Genomic DNA, 26232 nt, shown 5'->3' with positions numbered 1-26232 from the left:
GGCGCCCACGCCGCACGCCCGGACGGCGGGCGGGCGGCGGGCCGTGCGGCGGCGCTCAGCGCCGCCGCCTTGATACATAACAGAACAATTCGGCAAGATCCGCGTTACGGGTTTGCGGACTGTGCCTCGTGTGCGATTGCGGCGATTTCCGCGAGGATGCCGGGGGCGGCTGCGATGGTGGCCTTGGATCGGGTGGTGTGCGGGGTTCCGTCGATGTCGGTGACGAGGGCGCCGGCTTCTCTGGCGATGAGGACTCCGGCGGCCGTGTCCCACGGCTTGTTGGCGAGCATGATGCAGGCGTCGGTCTTGCCTTCGGCAACCCATACGAGGTCGATGGCTGCGGAGCCGAACATGCGGACGCGTTGGGCCCGGGCGGCCAGAAGGTGGGTGATGGCGAGGCGGTCGCGGTTGCGTTCTTGGGCGTGGTCACCTACGGCGTAGTCGCCGATGGAAACGATCGCACTGTCGAGTGTGCCGGTGGTGCTGGCTTTGATGGGTTCGTTGTTGACGGTGGCTCCGTCGCCCTCGGCTGCTGCGTAGAGGGAGCCGAGGAAGGGCAGGGCGATGACGCCGAGGATGGGGGTGTCTTCGCGGATGAGGGCGAGGGAGACGCCGCACAGTGGCAGGCCATGGAGGAAGTTGACGGTGCCGTCGACGGGGTCGAGCACCCAGTGCAGGGCGCCTGTGGAGTGGCCGTTGGTGCCTTCCTCCTCGCCGAGGAACCCGATCGCGGGCGTGTGCTCGCTGAGGTGGTCGCGGACGGCTCGCTCTACGGCGTAGTCCACTTCTGTGGCCATGTCGCGGTCGCCCTTGGCGGTGATGACCCCTGGGAGGCGGGTGGTGATCAGTTCGCTGGCGATGGCTACGGCTTGCAGGGCGGTGGGCAGGAGTGCTCGTGCATGGTTGGTCATACTGCTCTGCTTCGCTCCCACAGTGAGGTGAAGACCTGATCGAAGACGGGGAACAGGCCGCCGGCCGTGCCGTTGTCGCGGATGACGAGGGTGGGTGAGTCCAACCCGCGTGCTTGGGGCAGGTACGGCTGAACAACGCACGTCATTTGGTCCACGATGAGAATGTTGTACCGGATTGTCTCATCGTAAACCGCGAGCTCAAACCGCTTGGCGACCTCGGGGGCGAGCTGGGATTTGAGGCGGCTGAGCACGTTGATGTTCAACGCGGTGAGATGGACCAGGGTGTTGGGCGTCTGCCCTTCTTCCCGTTCGCGGGCTTTGATGGCTTCGCCTTGCGGGTCCAGGAACAGGCATCGGATGCGGGTTCCGCCTTCGAGCAGGCGCTTGAGCTGGTGGTCGGGATAGCTCTGGCAGATGAGGTTGAGTGACAGTCCGGCGGCAGCGATGTCGGTGGCGTGGTCGAAGAGAGCCGGCGGCGGGTAGGCCGAAGCGAATTCGGCCCTACTGCTAAAGATCGCCGATACGTCGGCGAGCTGGTTCCCGATGACTTCGACCGGGGCGGGCCTTGGTGCGGGGATCGTCGGTATGGGCGGTGAATGACCGATGCCGTTGGCGAGGGCTTCCGCCCCTTGGACGCGGAACAACTCCTCGGCGCTGTAGCCAGGGAACATGGCTTCAAGCACTCGGCAGTGATCGGCGTAGGGCAGGCTCTTGAGTTCGCCTGCGAGCCAGCGGTGAAGCTGGGCGCGGCTGGGCCTGGCGAGGTTTCGTTCCGGGTCGATCTTCTTGGCTGCTTTGTCGTACTCCCGGCAGAAGACGGCGTATGTCTGCCAATGGCGCTGGCGTAAAAGCGTTTTGAGCAAGATCGACTGATCCGTCATGAACCGTACCTCGATTGTCGGGGGCATCGGTGAGACCAGGTTAGCGATCTATCCGCGACACGAGGAGACGAAGACGAGACAAAACGAGACGCGGTGATGACAGGCGATACATGGACGCTGTCGAGACGCGACGTCACCTGCGGAAATGCTCTGCTCATGGCTGAGCGGAACGAAACTTCCTCGACAGATTCCCTGGCAGAACCCCCGATGACGTTGCCTGCGAACGGTGGGTCGGTGTCGAACTGCATCGCGTGCCGGGGGAAGGGCTGGCGGTTCATTCGGGCGCATCGGGCGAATGCGGGGGCTCGGTTGGAGGGCGAGCCGGTGGGGCTTCGCCGGGTGGCGTGCTTTGACTGCCCGGACGGTCGGGAGGAAGCGGCATGACGGGCTCGATCTCACCGGACCGTCAGGAGGGCGGAGGGAAGGCGGACATGGGCATCACCAGTGACGTCGTATCGCAGTCGACTGCGGCGTATTACGGCACTCTGCTGGGCGGGCTCAATGATGGGCTTCGGAAGCACGGGATCCGCGGCCTGGTGGTCCGGGTGATTCGGCTGCGTCTGCTGTTCGATGACCTGGGGATTCCGGGCTATGTGTCGCCTGAGCTGGAGGTGCGGGGAGCGGATAACCGGCTTCGGGTGACGGTGACGATCGTGACCGGGAAGAGTGAGCCGGCTTACTGCGTCCGTCCGGCCGGTGATGCTCCGCAGTTCTTGTTCCCGGTGGATGAGGGTCGCGAGGCGCTGGCCTACCTGGTGGGGACGGCTCGGGACTGGCAGGTGGCGCGGTGAGCGCTCCTACCCTCGGTCAACTCCAGCAGCGTCATGGCAGAACATGGCAGATCCTCGACTTTCATGGCGGGTGGGTCGCCATACGCCACCATTCGTGGTCGGCTGACACCGAGAGGTCGGGTATCCGGAACGTTCTGGGGGCCGACACTCTTACCGATCTTGCTGCGCGGCTGGATGAGCAGTGCAAGGTGGAGGCGCGACGTAACGGGTTGCGTCTGCCCGGTCCGCGTACGGCACCGGAGGACGGGCGGGCCGTCTCGTCTTCGTAGTGTTCCGACGGTGTGAGCCTCCACGATGTGTCGTCGTGGGGGCTTATCCGTGTGCGGCGGCTGCGGGGTTTGTGGGGCTTTTGTTGGTGCGCGTTACCGCTGGTAGGGGCTTCGCACAGCTTGGCTGTCCTGCTAACGTGCTTGATTAGGCAGGCAAGCTGATTGTGAGGTTCCTCGGATGTCGTTCGAGTACACGCCGCCCAAGTACGCGCAATTGATCGCCGAGTTGGAACGGCGTATCGAGTCCGGGGAGTACCCGCCCGGCTCACCGCTGCCCAGTGAGCATCAGTTGATGGCCGAGTTCGGGATGGCGCGGCCGACGGTGGTCAAGGCGCTGGGGGTGCTGCGGGATAACGGGTGGATTGTCACTCAGCAGGGCAAGGGACGGTTCGTGCGGGGCCGGCCTGCTCTGTCTGCGGGGCGGCATCCTCGTACCGGGCGGGGGCTGCTGGACCGTAAGGAGATCCCGGCTACGACGCGGCTGGTGTCGGCCGGGGCGGTGAAGGCTCCTCGGCGGATCGCTTCCTACCTCGGGGCCGATGAGGGCGCCTCGGTGGTGCTGCGTAAGACGGTGGTGCTTCAGGGCGATGAGCCGTCGGAGATCGTCGCGGTGTGGGTGCCGGCGCATCTGGCGGAGGGTACGGGGCTGGCCGAACCGGGAGAGCTGGCGCACGGGGTCCGGCGGCTGGTGGAATCCGCGGCCGGGGTGGGGCTGGATCACATCATCGAGCACCTGACCGCGCGCAACCCGACCAAGCAGGAGCGTGACCTGCTCGGGGTGCCTGGTTCTGCGGCGCTGCTGGATCTGTTCGCGGTGGCGTGTGACGCCACGGGGAAGGCGTGGGTGGTGCTGGAGACGGTGCTGCCGGGGGACCGCCACGAGCTGGAGGACGCCTACCCGATCCGGTAATTCAAGTTTCCCGATCTTGCCCGCTTGGTTTGCTTGACTAGCCAAGCGGGTTTTGCGTTTAATGGACATATCCACACTTGCCCAGTCAAGCTGGCTGGCCAGTTGAGAAGAGGTGATGTTCATGGCGCTTCAGGGACCGATCCCGATCGGCTTCGAGCAGGTGTTCCCGCACGGCTGCTACGTCGTGGGGGAGGTCGAGCAGGTGAAGGACTTCGAAGCCTCCACCGCCGGCAAGTTCGTCCCGGCGCGGGACAAGACCACCGGTGAGCTGGTGTGGCAGGTCGCGGTGATGGACGCCGACCCGGGCGTGAAGGCCGCGCAGAAGACGGTGTCGGTGAAGATCCTCGCCCCGGTCCAGCCGGTTCCCCCGGCGTCGATGGCGGGGCTGCCGTTCACTCCGGTGGAGTTCGACGGCATGACGGTCACCCCGTATGTCCACCAGGCGACGGGCCGTCTGGCGTACTCGATCCGGGCGCGGGAGATGCGCGCTCCCCGAGCCGTTGGCAAGCCCTCGGTGAGCGCCAAGGACGCGGCGTGATGAGCCGCCGGTCGGGGGTCTCGTGGACGCAGACCTTCGTGCATGTGCAGGGCCGGGGCGCGGTCGACTGCCACACCTACCCCGACCGCACGCCGATCTTGGAGCTGTCGGCCGGGGCATCGGTGGTCAAGGTCGTGCTCCCGGCCACGCGGGTGGACGACGCCGTGCGGGTGTTCGCCCGTGAGCTGGCCGAACAGGCGCGGGCCTTCGCCGAAGAGGTCGAGCGGCTGCACCACAACCAGAACAAGCGCGAATCCAAGCGAGAGGAGGAAGCGGCGTGAAGGGCTACAGCTACACCACGATCACCATGGAGCCCGGCGAAGCTCCCCGGGTGGGTATGCACATCTACCCCGACGAGCACGCCCGGGTGTCCTACTTCCCGGCCAGGGACACCCCGGCGTCGTTCGTGTCGGTCGACTTCGCCGAGTCGCACCTGAGCATCGGCCTCACCGCCGAGACGACGGTGACCGACATGCACGTGACGTTCGCCCGGGGCCTGCTGGAGGCTGCGGCGGGCCTCCTGGCCGACTGTGAGCGGCTGCGCGACGAGCACGCCACGCGCACCGAGCACAACACCACCGAGGCGACGTCGGCCAAGGTCGCCTGACCGTTTCGGGCGGGGCCGCCAGAAGCGCCAACTTCCGGCGGCCCCCGATCTCTCTCCCCCTGAAGCTCATTTCACGAGAAGAGGCGTTCAGCTTATGCTGCGTAAACCCCCCGGGGACTACACCCGGGACATCGTCTCCACCGTCCCCAACTCGCTGGTCTTCCGCCCGGTCGTGGTCAACACCCCGGCCATCTTCACCATCTTCTCGATGCTGTTCCGGACCGTCGTGGGCCTGGTCCGGATGGTGTGGCGGCACCCGATCGCCTGCCTGGTCGTCGCCGCACCGGTCGTCTTATGCCTGCTGTGCGGGTGGCGCGTCGCCCTGGTGGTCGTCGTCGCTGTCATCTCGTCCCTGGCCGGGTGGCGGCTGACCGACCCTGTCTCGTTCACGTCCGGGGTGGGGCTGCGGCTTCGGGCGTGGTGGCGGTGGATGTGGAACTACCGGCGGCACTGGCAACCGGTCATGGTCGTCTCCGGGCTTGCCAAGCACGTGGGCGGCCGTGAGTACCTTCCCCGCCTGCTCAAGGTCGCCTGCACCGCGACGGCTGATGTGGTGACGGTGAAGATGCTGTCGGGGCAGGCTGCGGCCGACTGGCAGGACAAGGCCGACAACCTCGCGCACGGCTTCGCGGGTGGGGAATGCCGGGTCAAGCTGAGCAAGCCCGGTCGGATGGTTCTGGAGTTCCCCCGGCGGGATCTGCTGGCCTCGCCGATTCCAGCGCTGCCGATCACTGGACATGTGCAGGTGTCGGCGGTCCCGATCGGCCTGCGAGAGGACGGCGCCCCGTACCTGCTCAAGTTGCACGGGACTCATGTCCTGGTGGCCGGCGCCACGGGGGCGGGCAAAGGCTCCTGGCTGTGGTCGGCCATCCGCGGCCTGCTCCCCGCGATGCGCGCCGGGCTCGCCGAGATCTGGGCGCTTGATCCCAAGCTGATGGAGCTGTCCTACGGTCGGGCGTTGTTCGGGGACCGGTACGCCGCCGATCCCGCCGACTGCGCCGATCTGCTCGAAGCGGCGGTCAAGATCATGCAGGAACGCGCGGGCCGGTTCGCCGGAGTCCAGCGCAACCACGTCCCCACCGTGGAAGACCCGTTCGTCCTGGTGGTCGTTGACGAAGTGGCGTTCCTCACCGCCTACCAGACCGACCGCAAACTCAAAGAACGCATCAGCGCCGCCCTGGCCACCCTCACCACGCAAGGTCGAGCGGTCGGCGTCGGCGTCCTGGCCGCGCTACAAGACCCGCGCAAAGAGATCCTCAGCATCCGCAACCTGTTCCCCGACAAGATCGCCCTACGGCTCGACGAACCCACACAGGTAGATCTCGTGCTCGGCGACGGAGCGCGCGACCGTGGCGCCCTGGCCGATCAGATCTCCTCCTACCCCTCGCGCGGGGCCGGCGTCGGCTACGTCCGACTGGAAGCATCCCCCGAACCGGTACGGGTCCGCGCCGCGTACGTCTCCGACACCGACATCCGCGCCATGGTCACCGAGTTCGCCGGGGCGGGTGACGCGCGATGACGCTGGCTCACTTCCTCGACGGGCTGCGCTGCTCGATGTGCCGCACGCTCAACATGCTCTGGCTCGACCCCGTCCGCGGCCTGGTCGAGTGCCACGAATGCGGCCAGACCGCGATCACCCTGCCCTGTGAGGACGGTGGTGCCCGGTGACCAACCCCAACGACCGCAACATCCCCCGGGCCGTACGCCGGTCCATGCCGATGGCCCTGGACGTCATCGAGGAGGTCGCCAAACAACACGGAGTCTGCATCCGCCCCGTCCCCCTCAAGAAGATCGACACGGCGACCGGAAAGGCCGAATACGTCAACATCCCCTGCGGCGCGACCCTGGACGCCAAGTGCGAGCCGTGCGCCAAACGCGCCGTGCAGCTCCGTAAGGCGCAATGCCGGGAGGGCTGGCACTTGGAGGCCGAACCGGTCGCCGAACCGGCTGAACCGACCGAACGTCAGCGCTGGCTCATCGAGGAACGCGCTGATGCCCATGTGCTCCGCGAGCTGGCCGAGGAGACCGGCGGGGACACAGCGGTCTGGGATGAGGTGATCACCACCCTGGAAGACGAGCTTGCCACCTCCGGCGTGCGGGGAAGCGTGGTGCCTGGGTCGGGCAAGCCCAAGCGGTCGCGCTCGACCCGTCGCCGACAGGACGCCCCCGACCTGCCCAAGCGGCAACGAGAGAACCGCACCGTTGGACGCACCTTCACCGCGCCGGACGGCAGGCACTACCGGCCGTCGCTGTTCATCACCCTGACTTGCGACAGCTACGGCAAAGTCCGCCATGACGGCACCCCGGTCGACCCCTCGACATACGACTACGTGCGGGCGGCGCGGGATGCGATCCACTTCCCCAAACTGGTCGACCGGTTCGTGCAGAACCTCCGCCGCGTGGCGGGCTATGACGTGCAGTACTTCGCCACCGTCGAACCCCAACGACGCCTCGCCCCGCACCTGCACATGGCCGTACGCGGCACCATGCCACGCACCGAGGTCAAAGCCGTAGCCGCGGCGACCTATCACCAAGTGTGGTGGCCGTCGTGTCATGAGGTTCGTTTCGAGGGCGAACATCTGCCGGTCTGGGTCGCCGACGAGCACGCCACCGATCGTGAGGACGGGCAGGCCGGCGACTACCTCGACCCCGCAACAGGCGAGCTACTGCCCACCTGGGAACAAGCGCTCGACCTGCTCGACACCGACGAGGACGCCGAACCCCAGCACGTGGTCCGCCTCGGCCAACAGGTCGACGTCAAAGGCGTACTCGCCGGATCGCCCGGCGCCGACAAGGGCCTGTTCTACCTGACCAAGTACCTCACCAAGTCACTGACCGAATGCCACGAAGCTAAGAGCGACGCTCAACGGGCGCATGTGGAACGGCTGATGAACGTGCTTCGCTTCGAGCCATGCGCGCCGACCTGCCCGAACTGGCTGCGCTACGGCGTGCAGCCCAAGAGCGCCAAGGCGGGGATACGTCCGGGCACTTGCCGGTCCAAGGCACACAAGCCCGAACACCTCGGCTACGCGGGCCGCCGCGTCCTGGTCTCGCGCAAGTGGTCCGGCAAGACGCTGTCCGAACACAAGCAAGACCGGCGGGCCTGGGTGCTGGAACAACTCGGCCTTTCGGCAACCGACGAACAGACACAACCCGTCGACCCGCACCGGTACCTGTGGCGCGTCGTCACCCCCTCCGACCGCGACCTACCACCCCTCGCCGAACGGCTCCTCAAAGAGATCGGCAACCGCCAACGCTGGCGCACCGCACTCCAACAAGCCCAAGCACGAGCAGATGGACAACCCACCCAAGATCTTTCGGCAACGCGAGAGGCGGCATGAACATGGAGAAGCTGTTCTACCGTCCCAAAGAGGCGGCAGACGCGCTCGGCATAAGCCGTACGGCCGTGTTCCGGCTGATCAAGACCGGTGAGCTTCAGTCGATCAAGCGGGAGGGATACCGGCTCGTTCCCACCTGGGCGCTGGTCGAGTTCGCCCGTGCACTGGAGACCGAGGCCGGCCTTTCCCATCGCGAGGTGGCGTGATGGCGACTCGGAAGCCCAACGGCCGATCGTCCATCTACCTCGGCAAAGATGGCCTGTGGCACGGCTGGGTGATGATGGGGGTCAAGGACGACGGCTCGCCTGATCGCCGGCACCGTAAGGGCGGCTCTGAGGCCGAGGTGACCCGCAAGGTTCGGGAGCTGGAGAAGCAACGGGATTCCGGCAAGGTCGACAAGCCGGGGCGGGTGCCGACGGTCGAGGAGTGGATGAGGACGTGGCTCGACACGATCGCGCCGCGGACCGTCAGCCGGCTCACGTTGGACAGCACGTACCGTCCCAAGGTGGAACGGTGGATCATTCCCGGGCTCGGCAAGCATCGGCTCGATCGTCTTCGCCCCGAACACCTGGACGCCTTCTATGTATGGCTCGGCCAACAGGATCTCGCCGAGAACACGGTGTTGCAGATTCACCGCATCCTGTCCAGGGCGTTGAAGATCGCCGTACGGCGTGAGGTGGTTGCTCGGAACGTCTGCACCCTGATCGACGCCCCGACCGGTGAGGAAGTCGAGATAGAGCCGCTGACGGCCACTGAGACGCGTGCAGTGCTGGAGAGCGCCAAGGACCGGAGAAACGGCACAAGGTGGTCTGTAGCGCTTGCCCTGGGCCTTCGGCAGTGTGAAGCGCTCGGGCTGCGCTGGAAGTACGTCGACCTGGACAAGGGCGTGGTCCGGGTCTTCTGGCAGATCAAGCGGCAGCGCTTCCGCCACGGGTGCGCAGATCACCATGCCTGCGGTGAGCGGCTGCACCGGTACCCGTGCCCGAAAGACTGCCCAAAAGCCAAGAGAACCTCTGGCCGGCGGCACCTGTGCCTTCAGCCGTGTCCGGCGCGGTGCCGGCAGCATGGTGGGAAGTGCCCGACGTTCTGTGCTCCCGACTGCACCGGTCACGCCCCCTCATGCCCTGAACGCGTCGGCGGCTGGGCATTCGTGAAGCCGAAAGGCAAAGGGAGGCGGACGGTGCTGATCCCGCCACCCCTTATCCCGCTTCTGAAACTGCACCGTGAGGCGCAGCGTGTCGAAGAGAAAGCCGCAGGGAAGAACTGGGGCGGCATGGATCTCATCTGGACTCGGACCGATGGGAGTCCCATCGATCCCGGCGACGACTGGGACGAGTGGAAAGAACTCCTAAGGGCGGCCGGGGTCGAAAAGGATGCCCGGGTTCACGATGCCCGGCATACGGCGGCGACGCTGCTCCTGGAGCAAGGTGTGGACATCAGCGTCGTGCAAGAGATCCTTGGGCATTCCCAGCTCACCACGACGAAGCGCTACACGCACGTCACGTCGACGTTGGCGACCGATGCGGCGGCGCGGATGGGCCGGGCGCTGTGGGATGGGTGAGGCCGGCGACTGCAACCCGCTGATGACAACTGCAACCCGAACTGCAACCCCGGGCAGGCTTTCGGATCATGGGATCCGGGAGTCTGCCCTGGTCATTAGTGGTGGGCCGCCAGGGACTCGAACCCTGAACCTACGGATTAAAAGTCCGCAGCTCTGCCATTGAGCTAGCGGCCCAGCTAGATTGCAGGGTACTGAGCGTACCGCCCCCTGCGCGACTGCCTTCCCCTCTCGACCGTTTCGATACGGTCTGGAGTCAGGCGACGCGGCCTTCACTCGACGTGGTTCCCTGTCAGGGTGAGCCCCAAGCGGTTCCTTGAACGTTAGCAGGCTTCAGGGAGTCACCAGGGTCGGGCCAGGGGGAATCCCGATGTGCGAACGGGGCCCCTCCGGGCAGTCTGGAGCCATGAACGAGATGAACATTCAGGGCCATTCGACCACCAAGGAACTCCGCCGCACCCGCGAAGGCAGGATCGTCGCCGGGGTGTGCTCCGGTGCCGCCGAGTTCGTCGGCATCGACGCCAACATCATCCGGCTCGGCCTCGCCGTCGCCACCTTCTTCGGCGGCCTCGGCGTCGGTATCTACGCCGTCGCGTGGCTGCTGATCCCCGAAGAGGGCAAGAACAGCTCGATCGTCCAGGATCTGATCAACAAGCAGAAGAACGGCTCAGGTTCCACCTGGCAGCAGGTCTCCTCGTACTGGCAGCAGCCATCGCGGCCCCAGAACGCCGACCAGCCCCCGTACGCCGACCGGCCCGCCTACGCCGACCGGCCCGCCTACGCCGACCAGCCTCCGTACGCGGACCAGGCTCCCTACTCCGCTCCGGCTGCTCCCCAGCCCCACCCGCAGTCGCCGACGAGCCGGCCGCAGTCGCCGGTGGACGAGCCCCCTACGCACGCCTAGGTCACCTGGGTGCGGACCCTGGTGATGATCTCGGTACGAGACTCGGTCCAGAGCATGGCCAGTAGCGCGGCCACGGAGAGCCCCGCCGCTCCGGCAAGGGCGACCACCGGCTCTGGGCCGAGCGCTTGTGCGGCGGCACCGCCGATGAGGATCCCGATGCCCTGGGCCGCGAGCAACCCCGACTGCACCAACCCGAAGGCCTGGCCCCGGCGGTTCGCCGGCACGCACTGCACGAACGCGGCATTCGCCGCGAGCTGGTACGCCCCGCCCACCCCGGCGAGGATCCACAGGGCCAGCACGACGGCCAGCGGAGGCCGCATCGCGCACCCGATGAGCGGAGCGCAGCTGAGCATCGCCATCCAGCCCATGGCATGCAGGCGCCCGGTCGGCGCCACGAACCGGCTGAAAGCGAAGGCCCCCAGAACAGTCCCCGTCGGCATGGCGGCCATGAGCAGGCCCGTGATCAGCGTGACCCCTCTCGGATCGTCGCTGAGCGTCGCCGCGTACGGGACGGCGATGCCCTCGGGGAGCACATAGAAGCCGCAGAGCCAGGCGAACAGGACGAGCGTCCGCAGCCGCCTGTCGCCGAAGACGAGCCGGGCCCCGGCCTTGGTCATGGCCCACATGGACGTGTGTGTGTCGTCCTCGGGATCTGGCGCGGGACGCCGCCTTACGCCGACAGCGAGGATCAGCGCCGAGGCCACGAAGGTCACCGCGTCCAGCGCGAGCCCACGATATGCGCCAATGGTCGCGATCACCCCCGCCCCTGCGGCGAAGCCCAGCATCTGCACACCCTGGTTGGTCATGTTCTGCAGCGCGGAGCCCGCGACGTACCGATCGCCTTCAAGGATCTCGGGAAGCAGCGCCGCCCGGGCGGCCGTGAAGGGCGAGCTGAGCAGCACCACGCAGAAGACCAGGGCGCACAGCACCGGAAAAGGCATGGTGGGCACGGCCATCAGACCCACCAGAAGCGCCCGTGTGAGGTCGCACACGATCATGATCTGGCGCCGTGCGTACCGGTCGGCGAGCCCCGCGAGCAGCGGACCGCCGACGATCGGCGGGAGATAGGTCAGCGCGTAGACCCCGGCGGTGGCCAGAGGCGAACGGGTCCTTTCGAAGACGAGGAGAGCCAGCGCGACCTGAGCAAGCTGGTCACCGATTAAGGAAAGGCACTGACCGACCCACAGCGCACGGAACTCGCCGATGGCGATGACTTCGCCGTACGTCGCTTGGCTTTCCGGCGAGCGGCGGTGCCGCCCGGGCAGCCGGCCTGGCCTCGTGACCGCCATATGTCTCCGCTGCGCTCGCTGGGCCGTTCCTGACAGACCGTGTTCAGTATGTCACCTACGGTGCCGACTCCGGGCGCGGTTGCGCAACCCTCATGGCCGTACGGATCTCAGCGCAGAGCTGTTATCGGGTGTTATGTCCAGAGGAGTCCCGCCAGGTGAGGCGAGGTGTCACATGGAGGTACGACGCCGTGGCCGCCGCGGTTCTGGGCCTACCAGCCGAGTTCGTGCAGGCGGTCATCATCGATCCCGAAATGATGAGCTATTTCGTGGACCACGGTGATCTGTACTTCTTCGACCACTTCGTCCTCTGTCTCGCAGATCCCGCAGATCGAGTTCCGGTAGATCTCGATCCGGTCGGGCAGGACGCCCGAGTACCACTCACCCCGCTCGGTCAGTGGGATGCCCGTGTAAAGCCCGAGAAGTCCTGGCTCGGGTGGATCGTCGACGACGACCATCACCACGTTCTCCATCACATGAGCCAGCTCGGGCGGGATCGTGTCCAGCGCCTCGGCCACGAGCTCCTCGAACTTCTCCCGCGAAACCTCGATCACCGTTCAATCGTGTCACCGCTGAGCGACAGCGCGGTAGCGCGTACGGCCGGCGGCGGTACGGACCGCCTGAGACCCAGGAGGGGAGGACCGCCCGAAGCCCAGCCCCATGAGGCCGGCGGAACGGGTGTGGACCGCATGAGGCCCGGCAGGATCTTTGTTGACTGACACCAAGACCGAGCATGACTCGCGACTGCTATGAGTCGGACCGTGTTTTCGGGTAGGCAAGACGACGATGAATTTCATGCGTTTGAGGGAGTCCGCCCAGCGGCTGAACGAGCGACGTGCCGTACGCCGGACGGTCAACGTCCTGCTGATCGGCATCGTCGCAGTGGCCGGAGCCTGGTTGGGTATCGCCATAGGTGCCCACGTGAGCACCAGTGTGGGGCCGGCGCAGATCGGAATGAGCCTGCAACCCTCCTGGGGCGGCCAGACGGTCGTGGACGTACGGCCTCTCGGCACCCTGAGGTTCGACTCCCATCACGGGCCCTTACAACTGAGCCTCAGCCTCGACGGCATCCACGCGGATATCGCCCAGCAACTCCTGGAGAGTCCTCGCTGGGCCGAGACCCTGCCCGACCTCATCGAGGCCGACCTCCAGGAGGGCCTGAAGGAGCTCGTCATCAGGGCCGTCCTGTTCGCGGTCGGCGGCGGCCTCCTGACGGGCCTCATCGTCTTCCGTAGGTGGCGACGGGCGCTGTGGACGGGTCTGGGTAGTTTCACGGCGGTGGCCATGGTCGGCCTTCTGTCCGTGACGACCTTCAATCCCCGGTCGATCGCCGAGCCCCGGTACACCGGCCTGCTCACCGGCGTTCCCTCGCTGATCGGCAGCGCGGAATCGATCGTCTCGCGCTTCACGGAGTACCGAGGCCAGCTCGCCAAGTTGGTCACCAACGTCTCCCAGCTCTACCACGCCGGGACCACGCTTCCGGTGTACTCGCCGGATCCGAACACCCTGCGAGTCCTGCACGTCTCGGACATACACCTCAATCCCGTCGCCTGGAACATGATCCGCTCGCTGAAGGATCAGTTCAAGATCAACATGATCGTGGACACCGGTGACATCGCCGACCACGGGACAAAGGCGGAGAACAAGTTCGTCGAGGAGATCGGCACGCTGGGGGTCCCATACGTGTACGTCCGCGGGAACCACGACTCCATCGCCACTCAGCGGGCGGTCGCCCGGCAGAAGAACGCGATCGTCCTGGACGGCGCTGAGAAGACCGTAGAGGGCCTGCGGATCTACGGCGTCGGTGACCCGCGGTTCACGCCCGACAAGACCGTCGACGTCAAATCGGACGCTCAGGTGCTGGTGGATCTCGGACGCGCTCACGCCGCCCGCCTGGCTCCCGCGGAGGACGAAGGGAAGCCGGCCGCCTCGAAGCCCTCGCGTGAGGCATCTCCGTCCCCGTCGTCCAAGCTGACAGGCAGCCAGCCGAATCCGGCGGGTTCGGGTGCTTCCGGAGATCCCGCCGGCAAGAAGATCCCTGTCGACCTGGTCGCCGTTCACGATCCCACGGTCGGACGGGCGTTCAGCGGGTCCTCGCCGCTGGTCCTGGCCGGCCATGTCCACGAGCGGTCGACCGAGATGCTTCCGTCGGGTACCCGGCTGATGATCCAGGGTTCGACCGGAGGGGCGGGCCTGCGCGGCCTCGAACACGACGAGCCCACGCCGATCCAGGCCTCCGTGCTCTACTTCGACATGACCTCCCACCGCCTTCAGGCCTGGGACGACGTGACGCTCGGGGGCCTTGGGGAGCAGTGGGTCCAGATCCAGCGTCACGTGGAGAGCGAGCCTGGCCGTACAATTTCTCCGGAGCCGGTTCCGACCTCGTCGCCAACGGGAGAGGGTTCCGGCACCGAGTCGCCATTCCGGCGATGACCACTTTGGCATCAAGGGCCCACGTCCCCTATGCTTCAGAGGTCTCCGACGGAAGGCGTCACGGAACCAGGGCGAGAGTCCTGAGCCCCCATCGTCTAGCGGCCTAGGACACCGCCCTTTCAAGGCGGCGACACGGGTTCGAATCCCGTTGGGGGCACGCGTGAGCTGACGCTCACCAGTAAGACCAGAGGTCAAAGATCTCCGGAGAGCTGGTAGGCTAAGCAAGCGCAAAGGCCGAGAGTCACAGACTCCCGGCAAGCAAGGTCCTGTAGAGCAGTTTGGAGTGCTCGCCACCCTGTCAAGGTGGAGGTCGCGGGTTCAAGTCCCGTCAGGACCGCTCTGGTGGATGTCTCATCACCACCGGGTCAGGTAGCTCAGTCGGTACGAGCGTCCGCCTGAAAAGCGGAAGGTCGGCGGTTCGACCCCGCCCCTGACCACAGTAACTGAGCAGCACAAACGCCCCGAGCCGATTACGGCCCGGGGCTTTTTGATCTTCGTTGACAGCAACGCTGACAGCAACGTCACTTCTCCGCTACGCATCCTGCCCCAGGAACGCTTCTTGCGCGCAAAAACTGTTTTTGCGCGCAACGGGTCGTGCTCGGGCTACGCTGAATGCCTGCATCTCGCCAGCAGTACCGCTAGCGAGACGTAGAAAGAAGAAGACCCGGCTCGACTGGCGGTCGAGCCGGGTGGGCTACATGGGGATGGTCCGTCCGCTAGCCCTTAACGAGAGCTAGCAACGCCGCTACCAAGGGCGCAATCCTTGTCGCGGCGTTCAGGACGGGCCACACCCACGTCCACGATCGTCGCGGACGTCGATGTTTTCCAGCCACATACATCACCTCCTCTCGCTGTCGGGGCCGAAGACGTTGGCGTCCAACTATTGGGCGACGAGAAAGTGGTGTGGGCTGTCCCACTGGTGTAGCCGTCCCAGGCTAGAACACGGAATTGCGCCGCATTCGGTATATGCCGAACTTCCAAAAGTTCGTGGCCGACCAACACAGATCGCCCCAACCGTCAGCGGCCGGGGCGACCTGAGGATCAGCTTTCACCCGAGAGCATCACCGAGCTTTCCGAGGGCGTTGCGCTTATCGTCGAGGGAGACGTGGGCGTAGATGGTCATGGTCACTTCGATGTCGCTGTGGCCGACGATGTCGCGGACGACCTGGGGCGGTACGCCGAGGTTGAGCAGCAAGGTCACGCAGGTGTGGCGGAGATCATGAAAGCGCATGTCCCCGAGGCCGGCCGCCTTGCGGATCGCTCCCCAGCTTCGTCGGAGGTTGTCCGGTTCCATGGGAGTCCCGCGGCGGGATGGGAAGACAAGGCCGTACTCTTCCCACTCTTGCCAGCGGTCTGACCGTTCGGCGAACTGCCGCTTACGGTGCTCCCGGAGCGCTTCCACGCAGATCGAGGGCAGCGGCACGGTACGCGCTGAGTCCTCCGTCTTCGGCCGGACGAACTGAAGTCGGCCGGCGACTCGCTGAAGGGTCTGCACGATTTCGAGCTTTTCGCCGTCAAGGTCGACGTCTTCCCATCGGAGCCCGAGCAGTTCGCCGCGTCGCAGGCCGAGGCAGAGAGCCAGGACATAAAGCGCGAAGAGCCGATGATCCCGAGCAGCCTTCAGGACCGCGCGGGACTGTGGCACCGTCAGCCCGCGGTTCACCTTGTACTTGGGCACCGGAACCCTGACAAGCTTGGCCGCGTTGCGGGGGATGATCTCTTCGCGGACCGCACATTCCAGTGCGTTCCGCAGTACGGCATGCACTGACTGAACCATGCGCGTCGACAGCCGGGAGTCGCAGCACTCGCCGTTCTTGGTTGCGCAGCACACGGGCACATCTCGGGAGGCATCCCATCCGTGTTTGCAGCACTGGCACTCCGTACGGGTACGTGTGATGAACAGCCGGACGTCTTGAGCGTTGAGTTTGTTGAGTCGTCGCGTACCGAGGCCGGGGACCAGGTGGAGCCGGACGACGCTCTCATAGCCCTGATAGGTCTTCGGTCGCCGTTCCTCTTTGACGATGTACTTGAGCCAGTAGTTCAGGTAGTCGCTGATGGTCCAGTTCTCCGAGGACACGGGGATGCCCTCGTCGGCGTTCCTGAGAAGCTCGGTGAGCCTCTTTCGCGCTTCCTCCTGAGAGCGGGCAGAGCCCTGCACCCGTTTTACCGCGCCGCCGGTCGTGGGGACGAAGGCCGCGTAGCCGTACCGACCATCCTTGCGCGGCCAGATGCTGCCCTCTCCGTTCGACCGCTTCCGCATGCGCCGGTTTGAGCGGCGCTTCGGCTCTTCCTCGGGCGTGCCGAGCGTGGTCTTGGTCATCACGCCACCGCCTTAAGGGAGTCGATGCATTCGGCCAGTGAGTCGACGGGGACGAGGCGACGACGGCCGATCTTGATGGTCTTGAGCTGGTTGGAGTGGATCAGGGTGTAGAGGGTCCACCGGCTGATGCGGAGCCTTCTGGCCGCCTCTTCGACGGTGAGCACGAGGTCATCCATGCGACGGCTCCAAACGAGTCGGGTGATCGGCTACGTAGCTTCCGGTCAGGGCAGCAGCTAGGACGGCGTCGCCGGCGGATAGGCCCTTTCCGGCGTAGGACCAGTGGGAGATCAAGAGAACGGTGTCCTCGTCGAAGAGGGGGAGGCGTCCGGTTGAGGTTTCCTCGTTGCGCCGGTAGTCGGCGCGTTCGGTGCGGATCTGGCCGAGGGTGGTGGAGTAGTGGCGGGATTTGGTGGAGAAGTGGCCGCGGAAGCCGAGCATGTGTGCCCATTCGGCGAGCCGGAGGTCGGCCAGGCCGTCGAGGGAGCCGAGGCGGAAGCATTCGGCGATCAGCCGCCGGGGGTGCTCGCGGATGGGGAGCGCGGCGAGGTCTTCGGTGGCGTTGATACGTCGATCGAGGGTGCCGACGCATTCAGCGGCTTTGGTGGCGTATTTGGCGATGTAGCCGGCGACGGCCTGGTCGGTGAGGTCGCCGCCGAGGGTGATGGGGCGGACGTCGAGCTGAGCGCCCCAGCGCAGGACGACGGACGGCTTGCTGTCGACTGCGGGGGCGGTCACGGTGACGGCCTGGTGTGCGTGTCGTACGGCTTGGGCCAGCACGTCGGAGGTGGCCCAGGCCGGAGGTGGGGAGTCGGGTCCTTCGGGTCCGTCGAGGCGGATCACGGCGTGGAAGTGGACGACGCCGCGGCGTTGGTATTCGGCGACTTTGGCGAAGGCGATCGACAGCTCCTCGCGCAAGCCTTTGAGGCTGTGCCCGGTGAGCTTGGCGACGTGACGGCGTAGCGCGAGGGTGAAGCGCCGCCACAGTTCCGGGGCCAGGGCGTTGAAGAACACCGATCCCGAGTAGTCGTAGCAGTCCGGGCACAGCGGCTCGCCAAGGCATTCCTCGTCGGCACCGTGCCGGGCGGTGCAGGACATGACCCGCCCGTGCGGACAGGTCTCGGCGTCGCGTCGAGGGTGGCAGGGCAGGAGCTTGCCGTCGCGTTCCCGCCGGGTGTGGACGGTCCCGAAGGAGGGGGCGGTGAGGGTGACGAACAGGCACGGGTGCGCGCTGACCGTTTCGGGGACGCCCTTGCCGCCGGCCAGGCCTGCCCGGATCAGGTGGTAGGTGTCGGCCCGGTAGGTCTCGGCGCAGGAGGGGCAACGGGAGGCGCGTCGGGTCTTGCACGGTACGCGAAGGACGCCGTCCGGTTCGGTGCTGGTGGAGTAGCGGTGCAGTAGGGCGCCGGTTGCCTGGTCGACGTGAAGGACGTGGCCGCGCAGGTGGATCGGCTGGCGGCATCCGCCGGTCGCTTTGATCTGGGCGGCCCAGCGGGCGTATTGGGGGTCGTGGAGTCGGGCGATCATCCCGGCTACCGTGTGCGCGTTGGTGGTGTTGGGCATGATGGGGCGTGTCCCTTCCGGGTCTTTAGAGGTTCGGTGTGGGGATGGCCCCCGACGTGGCGTGTGACTTGGCGGTTGTGCGGTCACGCCGGGGGCGCCGGGGCTACGCCCCGTGGTTGTCTGCTCCGGTTCCGTCGCAGTCGGCGCAGGTGCCGGCCAGGCTGTCGACGCCGGTCCCGCCGCAGGTGGCGCAGCGGTAGCGGATCACGGTGAATTCGTCGTCCACGCCCTTACCTCCAGGTCCGCATGTCCCGAGGGTTGATCTGGGCGTAGAGCCGGAAGTCCGACCGTCGCCCGTGGTTGGGGTGGGGGTTGGAGACCGAGGTGACCCGGAAGATCTTGCGGAGCTGGTAGAGCGCGTAAGAGATCTCGGAGCGGGTGCCGTCGAGGCGGATGCGCATGGGGGTTCTCCGTTCAGGCGCCGGGGGCGGCGTTGGTGGGGTCGGTGTCGAGGGTGATGGAGTCCTTGTAGCTCCTGCGTGCGGCCCATCGGGCTCGGGAGGCGGCGAGCAGGCCCACCGCCTTGTACTCGGCGATGCCGAATGTGATCCCCGTCGTGTAGTGGCCCGCCGCGAGTTCGTCGGTGTCGATGTCGGAGCCGAGTAGCCGGGCGACGTGGTCGACCTGGGTGCGGATCTCCTCGTCGGTACCGAGGGGGTAGAAGTGGAGGGAGATCGGCCCCCATGGGGCGGGGACGTCGGGGTTGGTGTCCAGGAAATCGGCCAGGTCGCGTAGGCCGTTGATGACGGCCAGGCGGTCGGGGGTGCGAGCCATCGCAGGGAGGTCCTTTCGGGTCATGCGGGGTCGGGGATGTCGCGTAGTTGCCGCAATAGGTCGGTGGCGAGCTGGTTGGAGACACCGAGCCGGGCGCGCAGGGTGTCGCGAGTGATCGGTCTGCCGTGCCGGGCGTGATGTTCGGCCGCGACGCGCCGGGCGTAGTCGAGCAGCCCGCCAGAGGCCGGCGAGGTGTCGTCCTGCCCTGCGGTGTCGCCGTCCTGGACGGGGACGGACGCAGCAGCCACGGGGACGGACGGGACTGACGCGGGGACGAGCGCCGTCGAAGGGATCGGATCGGGGACGGGACGCGGGGACGAGCCGGGGACGGGGACGGACGCCAGTACGGGAGCGGGTACGGCCGCCGAGGAGGCGGGCCGTCCTGGGACGGCGCGGCGTTCGAGCATGGAGACCGCGACCAGGAACGCCACGGCCGGGGTTGCCGCAGTGACCCAGCCCCAGACCGAGGTGTCGGCCTGTGCCAGGTTCGCGGCGAGGGACAACACGATCCCGCCGGTCAGGACGAGGGTGGGCCAGGACACCAGGCCGGACCGTACGCGGCCGGTCTTCTTGTCGCGCTGTCGTTCGCGGGCGGCCATGACGCAGGTGAGGTCGACGTAGACGGCCACGGCCCAGGCCATCCAGCCGGTTTGCCCGTACTGGGTGGCGGTGTCGCGGATGTGGGTGAAGGAGCCCGCGCCGGCGATCAGGGCGACCACGGCCACCGGCCCGGAGTCCAGCAGCCACCCGGCCAGGTGGGCCGCACGTCCGCGCGTTGTGCTCATCGGAACCTCTCCTTTCAGGCCGCGATCTCGGGGTGGGCGTTGCTGTCCAGCTCGTGGCCCAGGCCGCTGGCCTTGACCTGCTCCCAGGAGGGAGCCCGATCGGCGAAGGTCTGGGCGGCCTGTTCGGCCGCAGTGGTGGAGACGTAGCCGGACCGGGCGCGGGTCCAGCGGCCATCGGCGCCGGTCACCACCGCCACGCCGGGCATGTCCGGCGGGATCGATCGGGCGGCGGTCAGGGCGTCTGGGTCGAGGTCGCCGAGGGTCATCACGGCGGTTTCGGGATCGTTGACGCGGTGGCAGACCCGCCCGCCGATCTGGGCGCGCAGCGCGGTCACACCGGGGCCGAGGTCGGAGCCGATCCGCTGACCGGACAGCACCAGGTGGATGCCGAAGGCCCGCCCGAGTTGGGCGATCCGCAGCAGCGCGGTAGCGGTCTTGGTGACCTCGTCCTTTTCGGCCTTGTCGGCGGTCAGGAACAGCTCCGCCAGTTCGTCGACCAGAAGCAGGATGGGGATCGGCCGCAGCGCGTCGGGGAGCTGCCAGATGTCGCGGGTGCCGTGCTCGCGACAGGCCAGCATCCGGGCGCCCATCACCCCGATCAGCTCAGCCAGGAGTCTCACCGCGTCGGCTCTGGTCGTCACCAGGGCCGACAGCCGCGGCGCGTAGGGGGACAGCTCGACCCCGCCTTTGAGGTCGAACCCGATGATCGCGACGGGTTGGCGGGCCAGTGCGACGAGGAGGGCGTTGATCAGGTTGGATTTGCCCGATTGGGTGGCGCCGACGTTCATCCAGTGCGGGATGAGCCGGAAGTCCAGATGCCAGGGGGCGCCGGTCTCCAGTACGCCGACCACCGGCCGCAGCAGGTCGGCGGCCGTCCAGCCGGACTCCGGCTCATCGGGAGGCATGGCGGGCAGGACGTGGGCTAAAGGGTCGCGTGTGGTCGCCTGTAGGGTGACGCGGCCAGGCCGCGAGCCGACCACCCGGACCGCCTCCACCCGCCAGGCGTGCGCAAGCCGCTCGCACACCTTGGCGTAGTCGTCGGGGATCTGGCCGTCGAGTAGATGGAAGGTGACGCGCCACCCGTGCCGTACCGGCCGGGGAAGCTTCATCCACGGTTTGGTGTCGACCGCGACCCGCTGAAAGCGCCGCTTGACCCGTACGACGCCGGTCGAGGCGACCATGTTGGGGATGACGGTGAACCACCAGCGGTGACGCTTCTTGGTGAGCCCGCAGCCGGAGGCGACGTGCCGCCAGGTCCAGCGCAGTCTTACCGCCTTGAGCGGGAACCCGATCAGGTACCAGAAGGAGACCGGGGCCAGGCGCTTCCACAGGCGCAGGGCGACCGACACGGCCAGGGCGATGAGCAGCGGAGGCGGGAGGACGTCGAGGATGCTCATCACGCCACCCCCGCAGGCATGCCCGAGGCGGCCCGGACGAACGATGTGGCTTTGTAGGAGATGCCCCAGCGGTTCGCACCGTTGATGGTCTGCTCCCACACGTAGCCGATGAGGCCGACCGGGGTGATCTCGTCGCCGGGGGAGATGTCCGGCTCGGCCGAGGTGCCGATCTTGAGGAGTTCCAGGCGGCCGAAGTCGTCTTCGACCGTCACCGTGACCTCGTAGACGATGTTGCCGTTCTTGTCCTTCTTGATCTCGCCGGTCTCCTTGTTGACCAGGCGGGGCCGTGCGGCCTTGACGCAGGTGAACTGAAGCTTGTTGGTGTCGACGGGGATCGGGATGGTGCGCATGGTCGCCAGTTCCTCTCAGATGGGATTCTTAGGCCTCATGGAACACTTGGAATTCTAAGTTGTCAAGGAGTTCTATGAGCGCTTGGTTGGCATGGGAGTCGTCGCGTGGTGAACTTGGGAGGAGCGAAGGAGCGAGCGATGGTGCAGAACACCGGCCGGCCCGGCTACTTGCAGATAGCCGACGAGCTGCGCGGGCAGATCCGATCCGGAGCCTTGCCGCCGGGGCAGGCGTTGCCGTCGATCGCCCAGCTCTGCCAGCGCTACGAGGTCTCGGCGAGCGTGGTGAAGTCAGCGATCAGCGTGCTGCGAACCGAAGGGTTCGTCATCGGCCAGCAAGGCAAGGGCGTGTTCGTCCGCGACCCGGCAGAGGTGGACGCCCAGCCTAGGAGCGGCAGCGAGCGCGCCGAGGACAGCACCGAGCAGATCTTGAAGCAGATCAGCCAGATCCGGGCGGCTCTCGGGGACCTGGGGAACCGGCTTGCCGATCTTGAAGCGGCTGTCTTCCAAGAGCCGAAGCGATCTGGCCGACGCGACACGTAAGCTCGTCCAGCTCCGCGCGTATCGCGGCCAGCTCATCGGCGACCTGTCGCTCTGCTCTGCTGTTCACGGTGGCCTCCCTGCCCGGGGGTGTGCGTCCCTGTGGGATGGCTCAAGTTCACCGTGATCAGGCGCTTTTCTGTATCACGCCGGTCTAGCTAAGCTTCTTCACGCCGTCTCATCAGCGGTTTACACAAGCGTTTTCACATGCACCACCGAAACAGCCCGCTGCCCCCGAGCGTGAACGTGAAGGGACGCACTTGAAGACGACCCAGCGCCAAGGCTGGACCCCCGCCAAGCTCCGGGAACACCGCGAGGCCCACGGCCTGACCCTCGAAGGAGCAGGCGACAAGCTACGCCAGACGGCCCAGCGCCACGGCCTGGCCGTGCCCGCCGCCAACTTCCAAACGCTGTGGGGACATGAGAACGGGTCGATTTACCCCGGCCCGCACTACCGTCGCGCGTACTGCCTGCTGTATCAGGCCACCGAACCCGAGCTTGGATTTCGTCTGCCGTTGCCCGGTGAATCACAGAAAGCGGAAATCGTGATTTCCGAATTGCCCGCGCCCGCCGACCCCGCAGCCGACAACGCCGCCGCCCTGGTCATCGAGGAGGCGTTCACCAAAGTCTCTGTCGACGGCATCCAGAGCGACGGGTCCCCCCAGGCCGCTCTACGCGCTCGCGTGGTCGACGCCTGGCGCCGGCGCCACGGGGGAGGAAGCCCCAAGCCGATCCTCGTTCTGGTGGGCGGGTACGCGGGATCGGGCAAGACGGAGTTCTCGCGGTTCCTGTCCGACATCACCGGCTGGGCGTTCCTGGACAAGGACTCCCTCACCCGGTCCATGGCCGAACGGCTGCTTATCTCACTCGGTAGCGACGCCAACGACCGGCACACCGAGCTGTACCTGAGCGAGGTACGGCCGCTGGAGTACCGGTGCCTGATGGAAGCCGCATGGGACAACCTCAACGTCGGCACCTCGGCGATCCTCTCGGCGCCGTTCATCACCGAACTCCGCGACGAGGCGTGGTTCACCCGGCTGGAGAACCGGTGCGCGGCCAAGGGCATTGACGTCGCCGCGATCTGGGTCCGCTGCGACCCGGAATCCATGCGCGAGTACATCGAATTCCGTGGAGCCGCGCGGGACGCGTGGAAGCTGGCCAACTGGGAGCAGTACGTCGCCGGCCTGGACACCGACAAGGCCCCGCCCACCGCACACCTCACCGTCGACAACCGGCTAGGTTCGGCGATCAGCCTTGCCGACCAGACCCGCGACGCCCTCAAGCGCATCCTGACGTGACGCCACCCACAGGGGTCGTGTTGTACGGCCCGCCCACCAGCGGCAAGAGCACCACCACCCAGGCCCTTCACCGGCTCGACCCCCGGTTTCGGCTGCTGCGCAAACTCAAGGTCGGCACCGGGCGAGCCGAGGAATACCACCTCGTCACCGCCGCCCGACTCGATGAGCTGCGCCAGGCCGGCCGCACGCTCGCCGAGACCCATCGGTATGGCAACACCTACGCCATCGACCGCGCCGAGGTCGACGACATGGGCCATGCCGGGCTTATCCCGGTCGCCCACATCGGCAACATCGCCGACTTGCGCCGCCTCGTCGGGCGAGACCCCTGGTTGCGCGTCCTGCTGTGGGTGCCCCGTGAGGTCTGTGAGCAACGGTCGCGCCACCGCCGGGACGTCGACACCGCCCAGCGCCTGGCCGCGTGGGACGAGACGCTCACCGACCTGGAGACCGGCAGCGACGAGGGCTTCTTTCACCTTCGACTCCACACCGACCGCATCGGCCCCGACCAGGCGGCCCGCGAGATCGCCGACGCGTTCCACGCCCTCACCGCCCCGTCTCCTCGCGTGGTGCGCCCGCTGCCGGAAGACGCTCAAGCACGGCCGGCGGGATGAGGTCCAGCCGCCACCAGGTGTCGCAGTCCCCGCAGGTCGCGCCGCCGGGCAGATGGCCGGCGTAGGGCCAGATCCAGGTCCAGCGCACCCGCAGGTGCGCACAGCCGCCGCCCTCTCGGCCACCGGGCACACACAACGGCAACTGGTGTTGAGAAGCGTTCACAGCGGCCCGGTCCTGGTAGGCGATAGGCGCGGTCATGGCCCGCCTTGTGTCGAGGCGGCGGCCGGGAGCGGCCGGCCGAACAGTTGGAGGAACTCGGCGACCTTGTCACGCGCCCGCGCGTAGGCGGCTTCCTCGCTGGCGAACCTCTCGATCTCCTGGGCACCCTTGGGACCGGGCAACTTGCAATGCAACTCGTAAGGCCGGCAGACCACGTCCAAGGTGAAGGCCCGCACCCCGCCGACCATCCCGTGCCTGAAGGCGTGCACCTTCGCCGACTTCACCCAGACGATCTCCAGCTCAGCCACGACCAGACCCACCCGCGGCATTGAGCCCCCGCAGCTCCCAGTAACGGACGGCTATGCGTCGTGCAGCCGTCGAGGGGTCACGGATGGAACACCAGGTGTAGACCCACCGCCCGCTATGCGCCGATACGCGGCCGGTCCACCAGCGGTAACGCAGACCACCAGGACCTGTCTCGCACCAGATCACCAAGTTCACCCACACCGACAGCGCCGCCACCTGATCCCCCTCGTGCGGGTCAGCGGTAATCCCCAAGGACTCCAACTCCCGGCTCAACCGCAGCACGGCCGCCGTCGCCGGGGAACGCGGCACCAAAGAACCGCCGACGACCGGAACCGGTGCGCCCGCCGGCCCAGGAGCGGTCACGGCTTGCCCCCTATCCCGCCATAGGCCAACACCCGGCAATCCTCGAAGAACAGCGGCCCGTCCGGCCGCCACAGCGGCAGGTACACCACCCCCGGATCGACCAGCTCCAGGCCGTCGAGGAACCCGGCGATCTCCACCAGCGACCGCAGCACCGCCGGAGCGCTCGCCTCCTCATAGGCCGACGTCGCCCGCACCAGGTCCCGGTGCCGCTCAGCATGGGAGACCACCAGGTAAGACCCTGGAGCCATGGCCTTGACCAGCGTCGAGACGATCCCATAGGGATCATCCTCGTCAGGGATGAAATGCAGGATCGCGCACAGCAGCACCGCCACCGGCTTGGAGAAGTCGATCACACCCCGCACGTGCGGGTCACCCAGAATCGCCCAGGGCTCGCGCAGGTCACCGGCCATCACATGGGTGTTGGGATTGTCGGCCAGCAGCGCCCGCGCGTGCACCAACACGAGCGGGTCATTGTCGACGTACACCACCCGCGCCCGCGGGTCGGCCCGCTGGGCCACCTGATGAACGTTCTCTTGCGTCGGCAACCCGGTCCCGATGTCGATGAACTGCCGGACACCGCACTCGCCAGCGAGGTACCGCACCGCCCGCCCCAGGAAATCCCGGTTCGCCTGCGCCATGAACGGCACATGAGGAGCCAGCCGCATCACCTCCTCTGCCCGCTCCCGATCAACCGCGAAGTTCTCCTTGCCACCCAAGAAGTAGTCATACATCCGCGCCACGCTGGGCCTACTCACATCCAACTGGCCAGGCAGAACCCGCTCCGACCCCTCACGGGGGTCCCGGTCCGGTGCTTCCATGCGGGCATCATAAGCGCGGCAAGCCATAGCGCGCTATAGCGTGCCGTCCATCGCCAGGCGCGTCATAGCTTCCTACGGTTGCCTCATGATCGAGCTGAAGCCAAATCAGCCCAGGTGGCGACAGGTCCATGCGATCATGCGCGAGCGCATCCGCTCTGGCCAGTACAAGCCAGGTGAACGCATTCCCTCCCTCATCGACCTCGTCGAAGAGTTCAGCATCGCCAACGCCACCGCGCAGAAGGTCATGCGCGCCCTACGAGCAGACGGCCTCATCCACACAGAGCCCGGCATGGGCTCATTCGTCGCCGAGCCAGACGAACAAGCGCCCTCGACAGCCGAGTAAGCCGCCGGCTAGGCGGAGCACTCCAGCGACAGCGAACCAGGCTCCCCGCTTACTGGATGAGAACTTTCTTCCCGTCTTTAAAGGCGGCCCGCTGCGCGGCCCGCCGGGCGCGCTGGGCGGTCTGCGTGCCCGGCTGCGGCTCTTCGGCCGGCCACCGCCGAGCAGGTTCGCACCCAGCACGGCT

31 protein-coding genes and 4 tRNA genes are annotated in these 26232 nt (G+C 66.9%); 19 read left to right on the top strand and 16 right to left on the bottom strand.

Going from position 1 to position 26232, the window contains the following annotated elements; genetic code table 11:
* Positions 1–104 precede the first annotated feature (104 nt).
* Positions 105–911, bottom strand: coding sequence for an inositol monophosphatase family protein (locus AB0B89_RS19675; protein ID WP_358554453.1), 807 nt, complete (start codon positions 909–911; stop codon positions 105–107).
* Complete coding sequence (locus AB0B89_RS19670) at positions 908–1792, bottom strand: DUF5919 domain-containing protein (RefSeq protein ID WP_358554450.1); 885 nt, start codon at positions 1790–1792, stop codon at positions 908–910. The genes AB0B89_RS19675 and AB0B89_RS19670 overlap by 4 nt, the downstream gene beginning before the upstream one ends.
* Positions 1793–2172: 380 nt before the next feature.
* Between AB0B89_RS19670 and AB0B89_RS19665 the strand changes: the two genes are divergently transcribed.
* From AB0B89_RS19665 to AB0B89_RS19620, 10 genes are all read left to right on the top strand, one after another.
* The gene (locus tag AB0B89_RS19665) at positions 2173–2583 is read left to right on the top strand and encodes a hypothetical protein (protein WP_358554447.1); all 411 of its coding nucleotides are present in this window, start codon (positions 2173–2175) and stop codon (positions 2581–2583) included.
* Between the two features lie 447 nt (positions 2584–3030).
* Positions 3031–3762, top strand: coding sequence for a GntR family transcriptional regulator (locus tag AB0B89_RS19660; RefSeq protein ID WP_358554444.1), 732 nt, complete (start codon positions 3031–3033; stop codon positions 3760–3762).
* 121 nt (positions 3763–3883) lie between these two features.
* Positions 3884–4300 carry a plasmid replication, integration and excision activator gene (locus AB0B89_RS19655; protein ID WP_358554441.1) on the top strand — a complete coding sequence of 139 codons (417 nt, stop codon included), beginning with the start codon at positions 3884–3886 and terminating at the stop codon, positions 4298–4300.
* Positions 4300–4581, top strand: a complete 282-nt coding sequence (locus AB0B89_RS19650) for a hypothetical protein (protein ID WP_358554438.1) — start codon at positions 4300–4302, stop codon at positions 4579–4581. Before AB0B89_RS19655 ends, AB0B89_RS19650 begins: the two co-directional genes overlap by 1 nt.
* Positions 4578–4907, top strand: coding sequence for a hypothetical protein (locus tag AB0B89_RS19645; protein ID WP_358554436.1), 330 nt, complete (start codon positions 4578–4580; stop codon positions 4905–4907). The genes AB0B89_RS19650 and AB0B89_RS19645 overlap by 4 nt, the downstream gene beginning before the upstream one ends.
* Before the next feature lie 94 nt (positions 4908–5001).
* Positions 5002–6426, top strand: coding sequence for an FtsK/SpoIIIE domain-containing protein (locus AB0B89_RS19640; RefSeq protein ID WP_358554434.1), 1425 nt, complete (start codon positions 5002–5004; stop codon positions 6424–6426).
* Entirely contained in the window at positions 6423–6575 is a 153-nt protein-coding gene (locus AB0B89_RS19635) for a hypothetical protein (protein WP_358554431.1), read from the top strand. The genes AB0B89_RS19640 and AB0B89_RS19635 overlap by 4 nt, the downstream gene beginning before the upstream one ends.
* Positions 6572–8248 carry a replication initiator gene (locus AB0B89_RS19630; RefSeq protein ID WP_358554429.1) on the top strand — a complete coding sequence of 559 codons (1677 nt, stop codon included), beginning with the start codon at positions 6572–6574 and terminating at the stop codon, positions 8246–8248. Before AB0B89_RS19635 ends, AB0B89_RS19630 begins: the two co-directional genes overlap by 4 nt.
* A complete protein-coding gene (locus tag AB0B89_RS19625) occupies positions 8245–8451 on the top strand; it encodes a helix-turn-helix domain-containing protein (RefSeq protein ID WP_358554427.1) in 207 nt (68 codons plus the stop codon). The genes AB0B89_RS19630 and AB0B89_RS19625 overlap by 4 nt, the downstream gene beginning before the upstream one ends.
* Positions 8451–9806: a tyrosine-type recombinase/integrase gene (locus tag AB0B89_RS19620; protein WP_358554425.1), complete on the top strand. Its 1356-nt coding sequence runs from the start codon at positions 8451–8453 to the stop codon at positions 9804–9806. The genes AB0B89_RS19625 and AB0B89_RS19620 overlap by 1 nt, the downstream gene beginning before the upstream one ends.
* Positions 9807–9905: 99 nt before the next feature.
* Here AB0B89_RS19620 and AB0B89_RS19615 read toward each other — a convergent pair.
* Positions 9906–9980, bottom strand: a tRNA-Lys gene (locus tag AB0B89_RS19615).
* Positions 9981–10209: 229 nt separating this feature from the next.
* On the opposite strand from AB0B89_RS19615, the gene AB0B89_RS19610 reads away from it, so the two are divergent.
* The gene (locus tag AB0B89_RS19610; protein ID WP_358554423.1) at positions 10210–10707 is read left to right on the top strand and encodes a PspC domain-containing protein; all 498 of its coding nucleotides are present in this window, start codon (positions 10210–10212) and stop codon (positions 10705–10707) included.
* On the opposite strand, the gene AB0B89_RS19605 is transcribed toward AB0B89_RS19610, so the two are convergent.
* Complete coding sequence (locus AB0B89_RS19605; protein ID WP_358554420.1) at positions 10704–11996, bottom strand: MFS transporter; 1293 nt, start codon at positions 11994–11996, stop codon at positions 10704–10706. The two genes, AB0B89_RS19610 and AB0B89_RS19605, sit on opposite strands and share 4 nt — an antisense overlap.
* 209 nt (positions 11997–12205) lie before the next feature.
* Positions 12206–12547: a metallopeptidase family protein gene (locus tag AB0B89_RS19600; RefSeq protein ID WP_358554417.1), complete on the bottom strand. Its 342-nt coding sequence runs from the start codon at positions 12545–12547 to the stop codon at positions 12206–12208.
* Between the two features lie 232 nt (positions 12548–12779).
* Between AB0B89_RS19600 and AB0B89_RS19595 the strand changes: the two genes are divergently transcribed.
* The 4 genes from AB0B89_RS19595 (at position 12780) to AB0B89_RS19580 (ending at position 14863) form a co-directional block, all read left to right on the top strand.
* A complete protein-coding gene (locus tag AB0B89_RS19595; RefSeq protein WP_358554414.1) occupies positions 12780–14426 on the top strand; it encodes a metallophosphoesterase in 1647 nt (548 codons plus the stop codon).
* 84 nt (positions 14427–14510) lie between these two features.
* Positions 14511–14583, top strand: a tRNA-Glu gene (locus AB0B89_RS19590).
* 105 nt (positions 14584–14688) lie between these two features.
* A tRNA-Asp gene (locus tag AB0B89_RS19585) sits at positions 14689–14763 on the top strand.
* Between the two features lie 26 nt (positions 14764–14789).
* Positions 14790–14863 (top strand) — tRNA-Phe (locus AB0B89_RS19580).
* A gap of 611 nt (positions 14864–15474) precedes the next feature.
* Here the strand turns inward: AB0B89_RS19580 and AB0B89_RS19575 are convergent.
* From AB0B89_RS19575 to AB0B89_RS19535, 9 genes are all read right to left on the bottom strand, one after another.
* Positions 15475–16746 (bottom strand): site-specific integrase, encoded by a 1272-nt coding sequence (locus tag AB0B89_RS19575; protein ID WP_358554411.1) that lies wholly within the window; start codon positions 16744–16746, stop codon positions 15475–15477.
* Positions 16746–16922: a helix-turn-helix domain-containing protein gene (locus AB0B89_RS19570; protein ID WP_358554408.1), complete on the bottom strand. Its 177-nt coding sequence runs from the start codon at positions 16920–16922 to the stop codon at positions 16746–16748. Before AB0B89_RS19570 ends, AB0B89_RS19575 begins: the two co-directional genes overlap by 1 nt.
* Entirely contained in the window at positions 16915–18306 is a 1392-nt protein-coding gene (locus tag AB0B89_RS19565) for a replication initiator (RefSeq protein WP_358554405.1), read from the bottom strand. Before AB0B89_RS19565 ends, AB0B89_RS19570 begins: the two co-directional genes overlap by 8 nt.
* Positions 18307–18409: 103 nt before the next feature.
* Complete coding sequence (locus AB0B89_RS19560) at positions 18410–18532, bottom strand: hypothetical protein (RefSeq protein WP_358554402.1); 123 nt, start codon at positions 18530–18532, stop codon at positions 18410–18412.
* 4 nt (positions 18533–18536) lie between these two features.
* Complete coding sequence (locus tag AB0B89_RS19555) at positions 18537–18707, bottom strand: hypothetical protein (protein WP_358554400.1); 171 nt, start codon at positions 18705–18707, stop codon at positions 18537–18539.
* 13 nt (positions 18708–18720) lie between these two features.
* Entirely contained in the window at positions 18721–19080 is a 360-nt protein-coding gene (locus tag AB0B89_RS19550) for a hypothetical protein (protein ID WP_358554397.1), read from the bottom strand.
* 20 nt (positions 19081–19100) lie between these two features.
* Complete coding sequence (locus tag AB0B89_RS19545) at positions 19101–19865, bottom strand: DUF2637 domain-containing protein (protein WP_358554394.1); 765 nt, start codon at positions 19863–19865, stop codon at positions 19101–19103.
* A gap of 14 nt (positions 19866–19879) precedes the next feature.
* Entirely contained in the window at positions 19880–21262 is a 1383-nt protein-coding gene (locus AB0B89_RS19540) for an FtsK/SpoIIIE domain-containing protein (RefSeq protein WP_358554391.1), read from the bottom strand.
* Positions 21262–21612 carry a hypothetical protein gene (locus AB0B89_RS19535; RefSeq protein ID WP_358554388.1) on the bottom strand — a complete coding sequence of 117 codons (351 nt, stop codon included), beginning with the start codon at positions 21610–21612 and terminating at the stop codon, positions 21262–21264. Before AB0B89_RS19535 ends, AB0B89_RS19540 begins: the two co-directional genes overlap by 1 nt.
* 138 nt (positions 21613–21750) lie before the next feature.
* Here AB0B89_RS19535 and AB0B89_RS19530 point away from each other — a divergent pair, with 138 nt between their 5' ends.
* The 3 genes from AB0B89_RS19530 to AB0B89_RS19520 all read left to right on the top strand — a co-directional run bounded on the left by AB0B89_RS19530 (position 21751) and on the right by AB0B89_RS19520 (position 24058).
* Positions 21751–22152 (top strand): winged helix-turn-helix domain-containing protein, encoded by a 402-nt coding sequence (locus AB0B89_RS19530; protein WP_358554385.1) that lies wholly within the window; start codon positions 21751–21753, stop codon positions 22150–22152.
* 257 nt (positions 22153–22409) lie between these two features.
* Complete coding sequence (locus tag AB0B89_RS19525; protein ID WP_358554382.1) at positions 22410–23447, top strand: AAA family ATPase; 1038 nt, start codon at positions 22410–22412, stop codon at positions 23445–23447.
* Positions 23444–24058, top strand: a complete 615-nt coding sequence (locus AB0B89_RS19520; protein WP_358554379.1) for a guanylate kinase — start codon at positions 23444–23446, stop codon at positions 24056–24058. The genes AB0B89_RS19525 and AB0B89_RS19520 overlap by 4 nt, the downstream gene beginning before the upstream one ends.
* A gap of 195 nt (positions 24059–24253) precedes the next feature.
* Here AB0B89_RS19520 and AB0B89_RS19515 read toward each other — a convergent pair whose 3' ends face one another.
* Both AB0B89_RS19515 and AB0B89_RS19510 read right to left on the bottom strand, forming a co-directional pair.
* Complete coding sequence (locus AB0B89_RS19515) at positions 24254–24526, bottom strand: hypothetical protein (protein ID WP_358554376.1); 273 nt, start codon at positions 24524–24526, stop codon at positions 24254–24256.
* Between the two features lie 357 nt (positions 24527–24883).
* Entirely contained in the window at positions 24884–25618 is a 735-nt protein-coding gene (locus AB0B89_RS19510) for an SAM-dependent methyltransferase (RefSeq protein WP_358554373.1), read from the bottom strand.
* A gap of 172 nt (positions 25619–25790) precedes the next feature.
* Here AB0B89_RS19510 and AB0B89_RS19505 point away from each other — a divergent pair, with 172 nt between their 5' ends.
* On the top strand, positions 25791–26048 hold the full coding sequence (locus AB0B89_RS19505; protein WP_358554370.1) for a GntR family transcriptional regulator: 258 nt from the start codon (positions 25791–25793) through the stop codon (positions 26046–26048).
* The last annotated feature ends 184 nt before the right edge of the window (positions 26049–26232 follow it).

Source organism: Sphaerisporangium sp. NPDC049002 (genome assembly GCF_040649355.1).
Classification (GTDB): Bacteria; Actinomycetota; Actinomycetes; order Streptosporangiales; family Streptosporangiaceae; genus Sphaerisporangium.
Note: the sequence above shows the minus strand (reverse complement) of the source record. Positions and strands in the feature narration are given on the sequence as shown.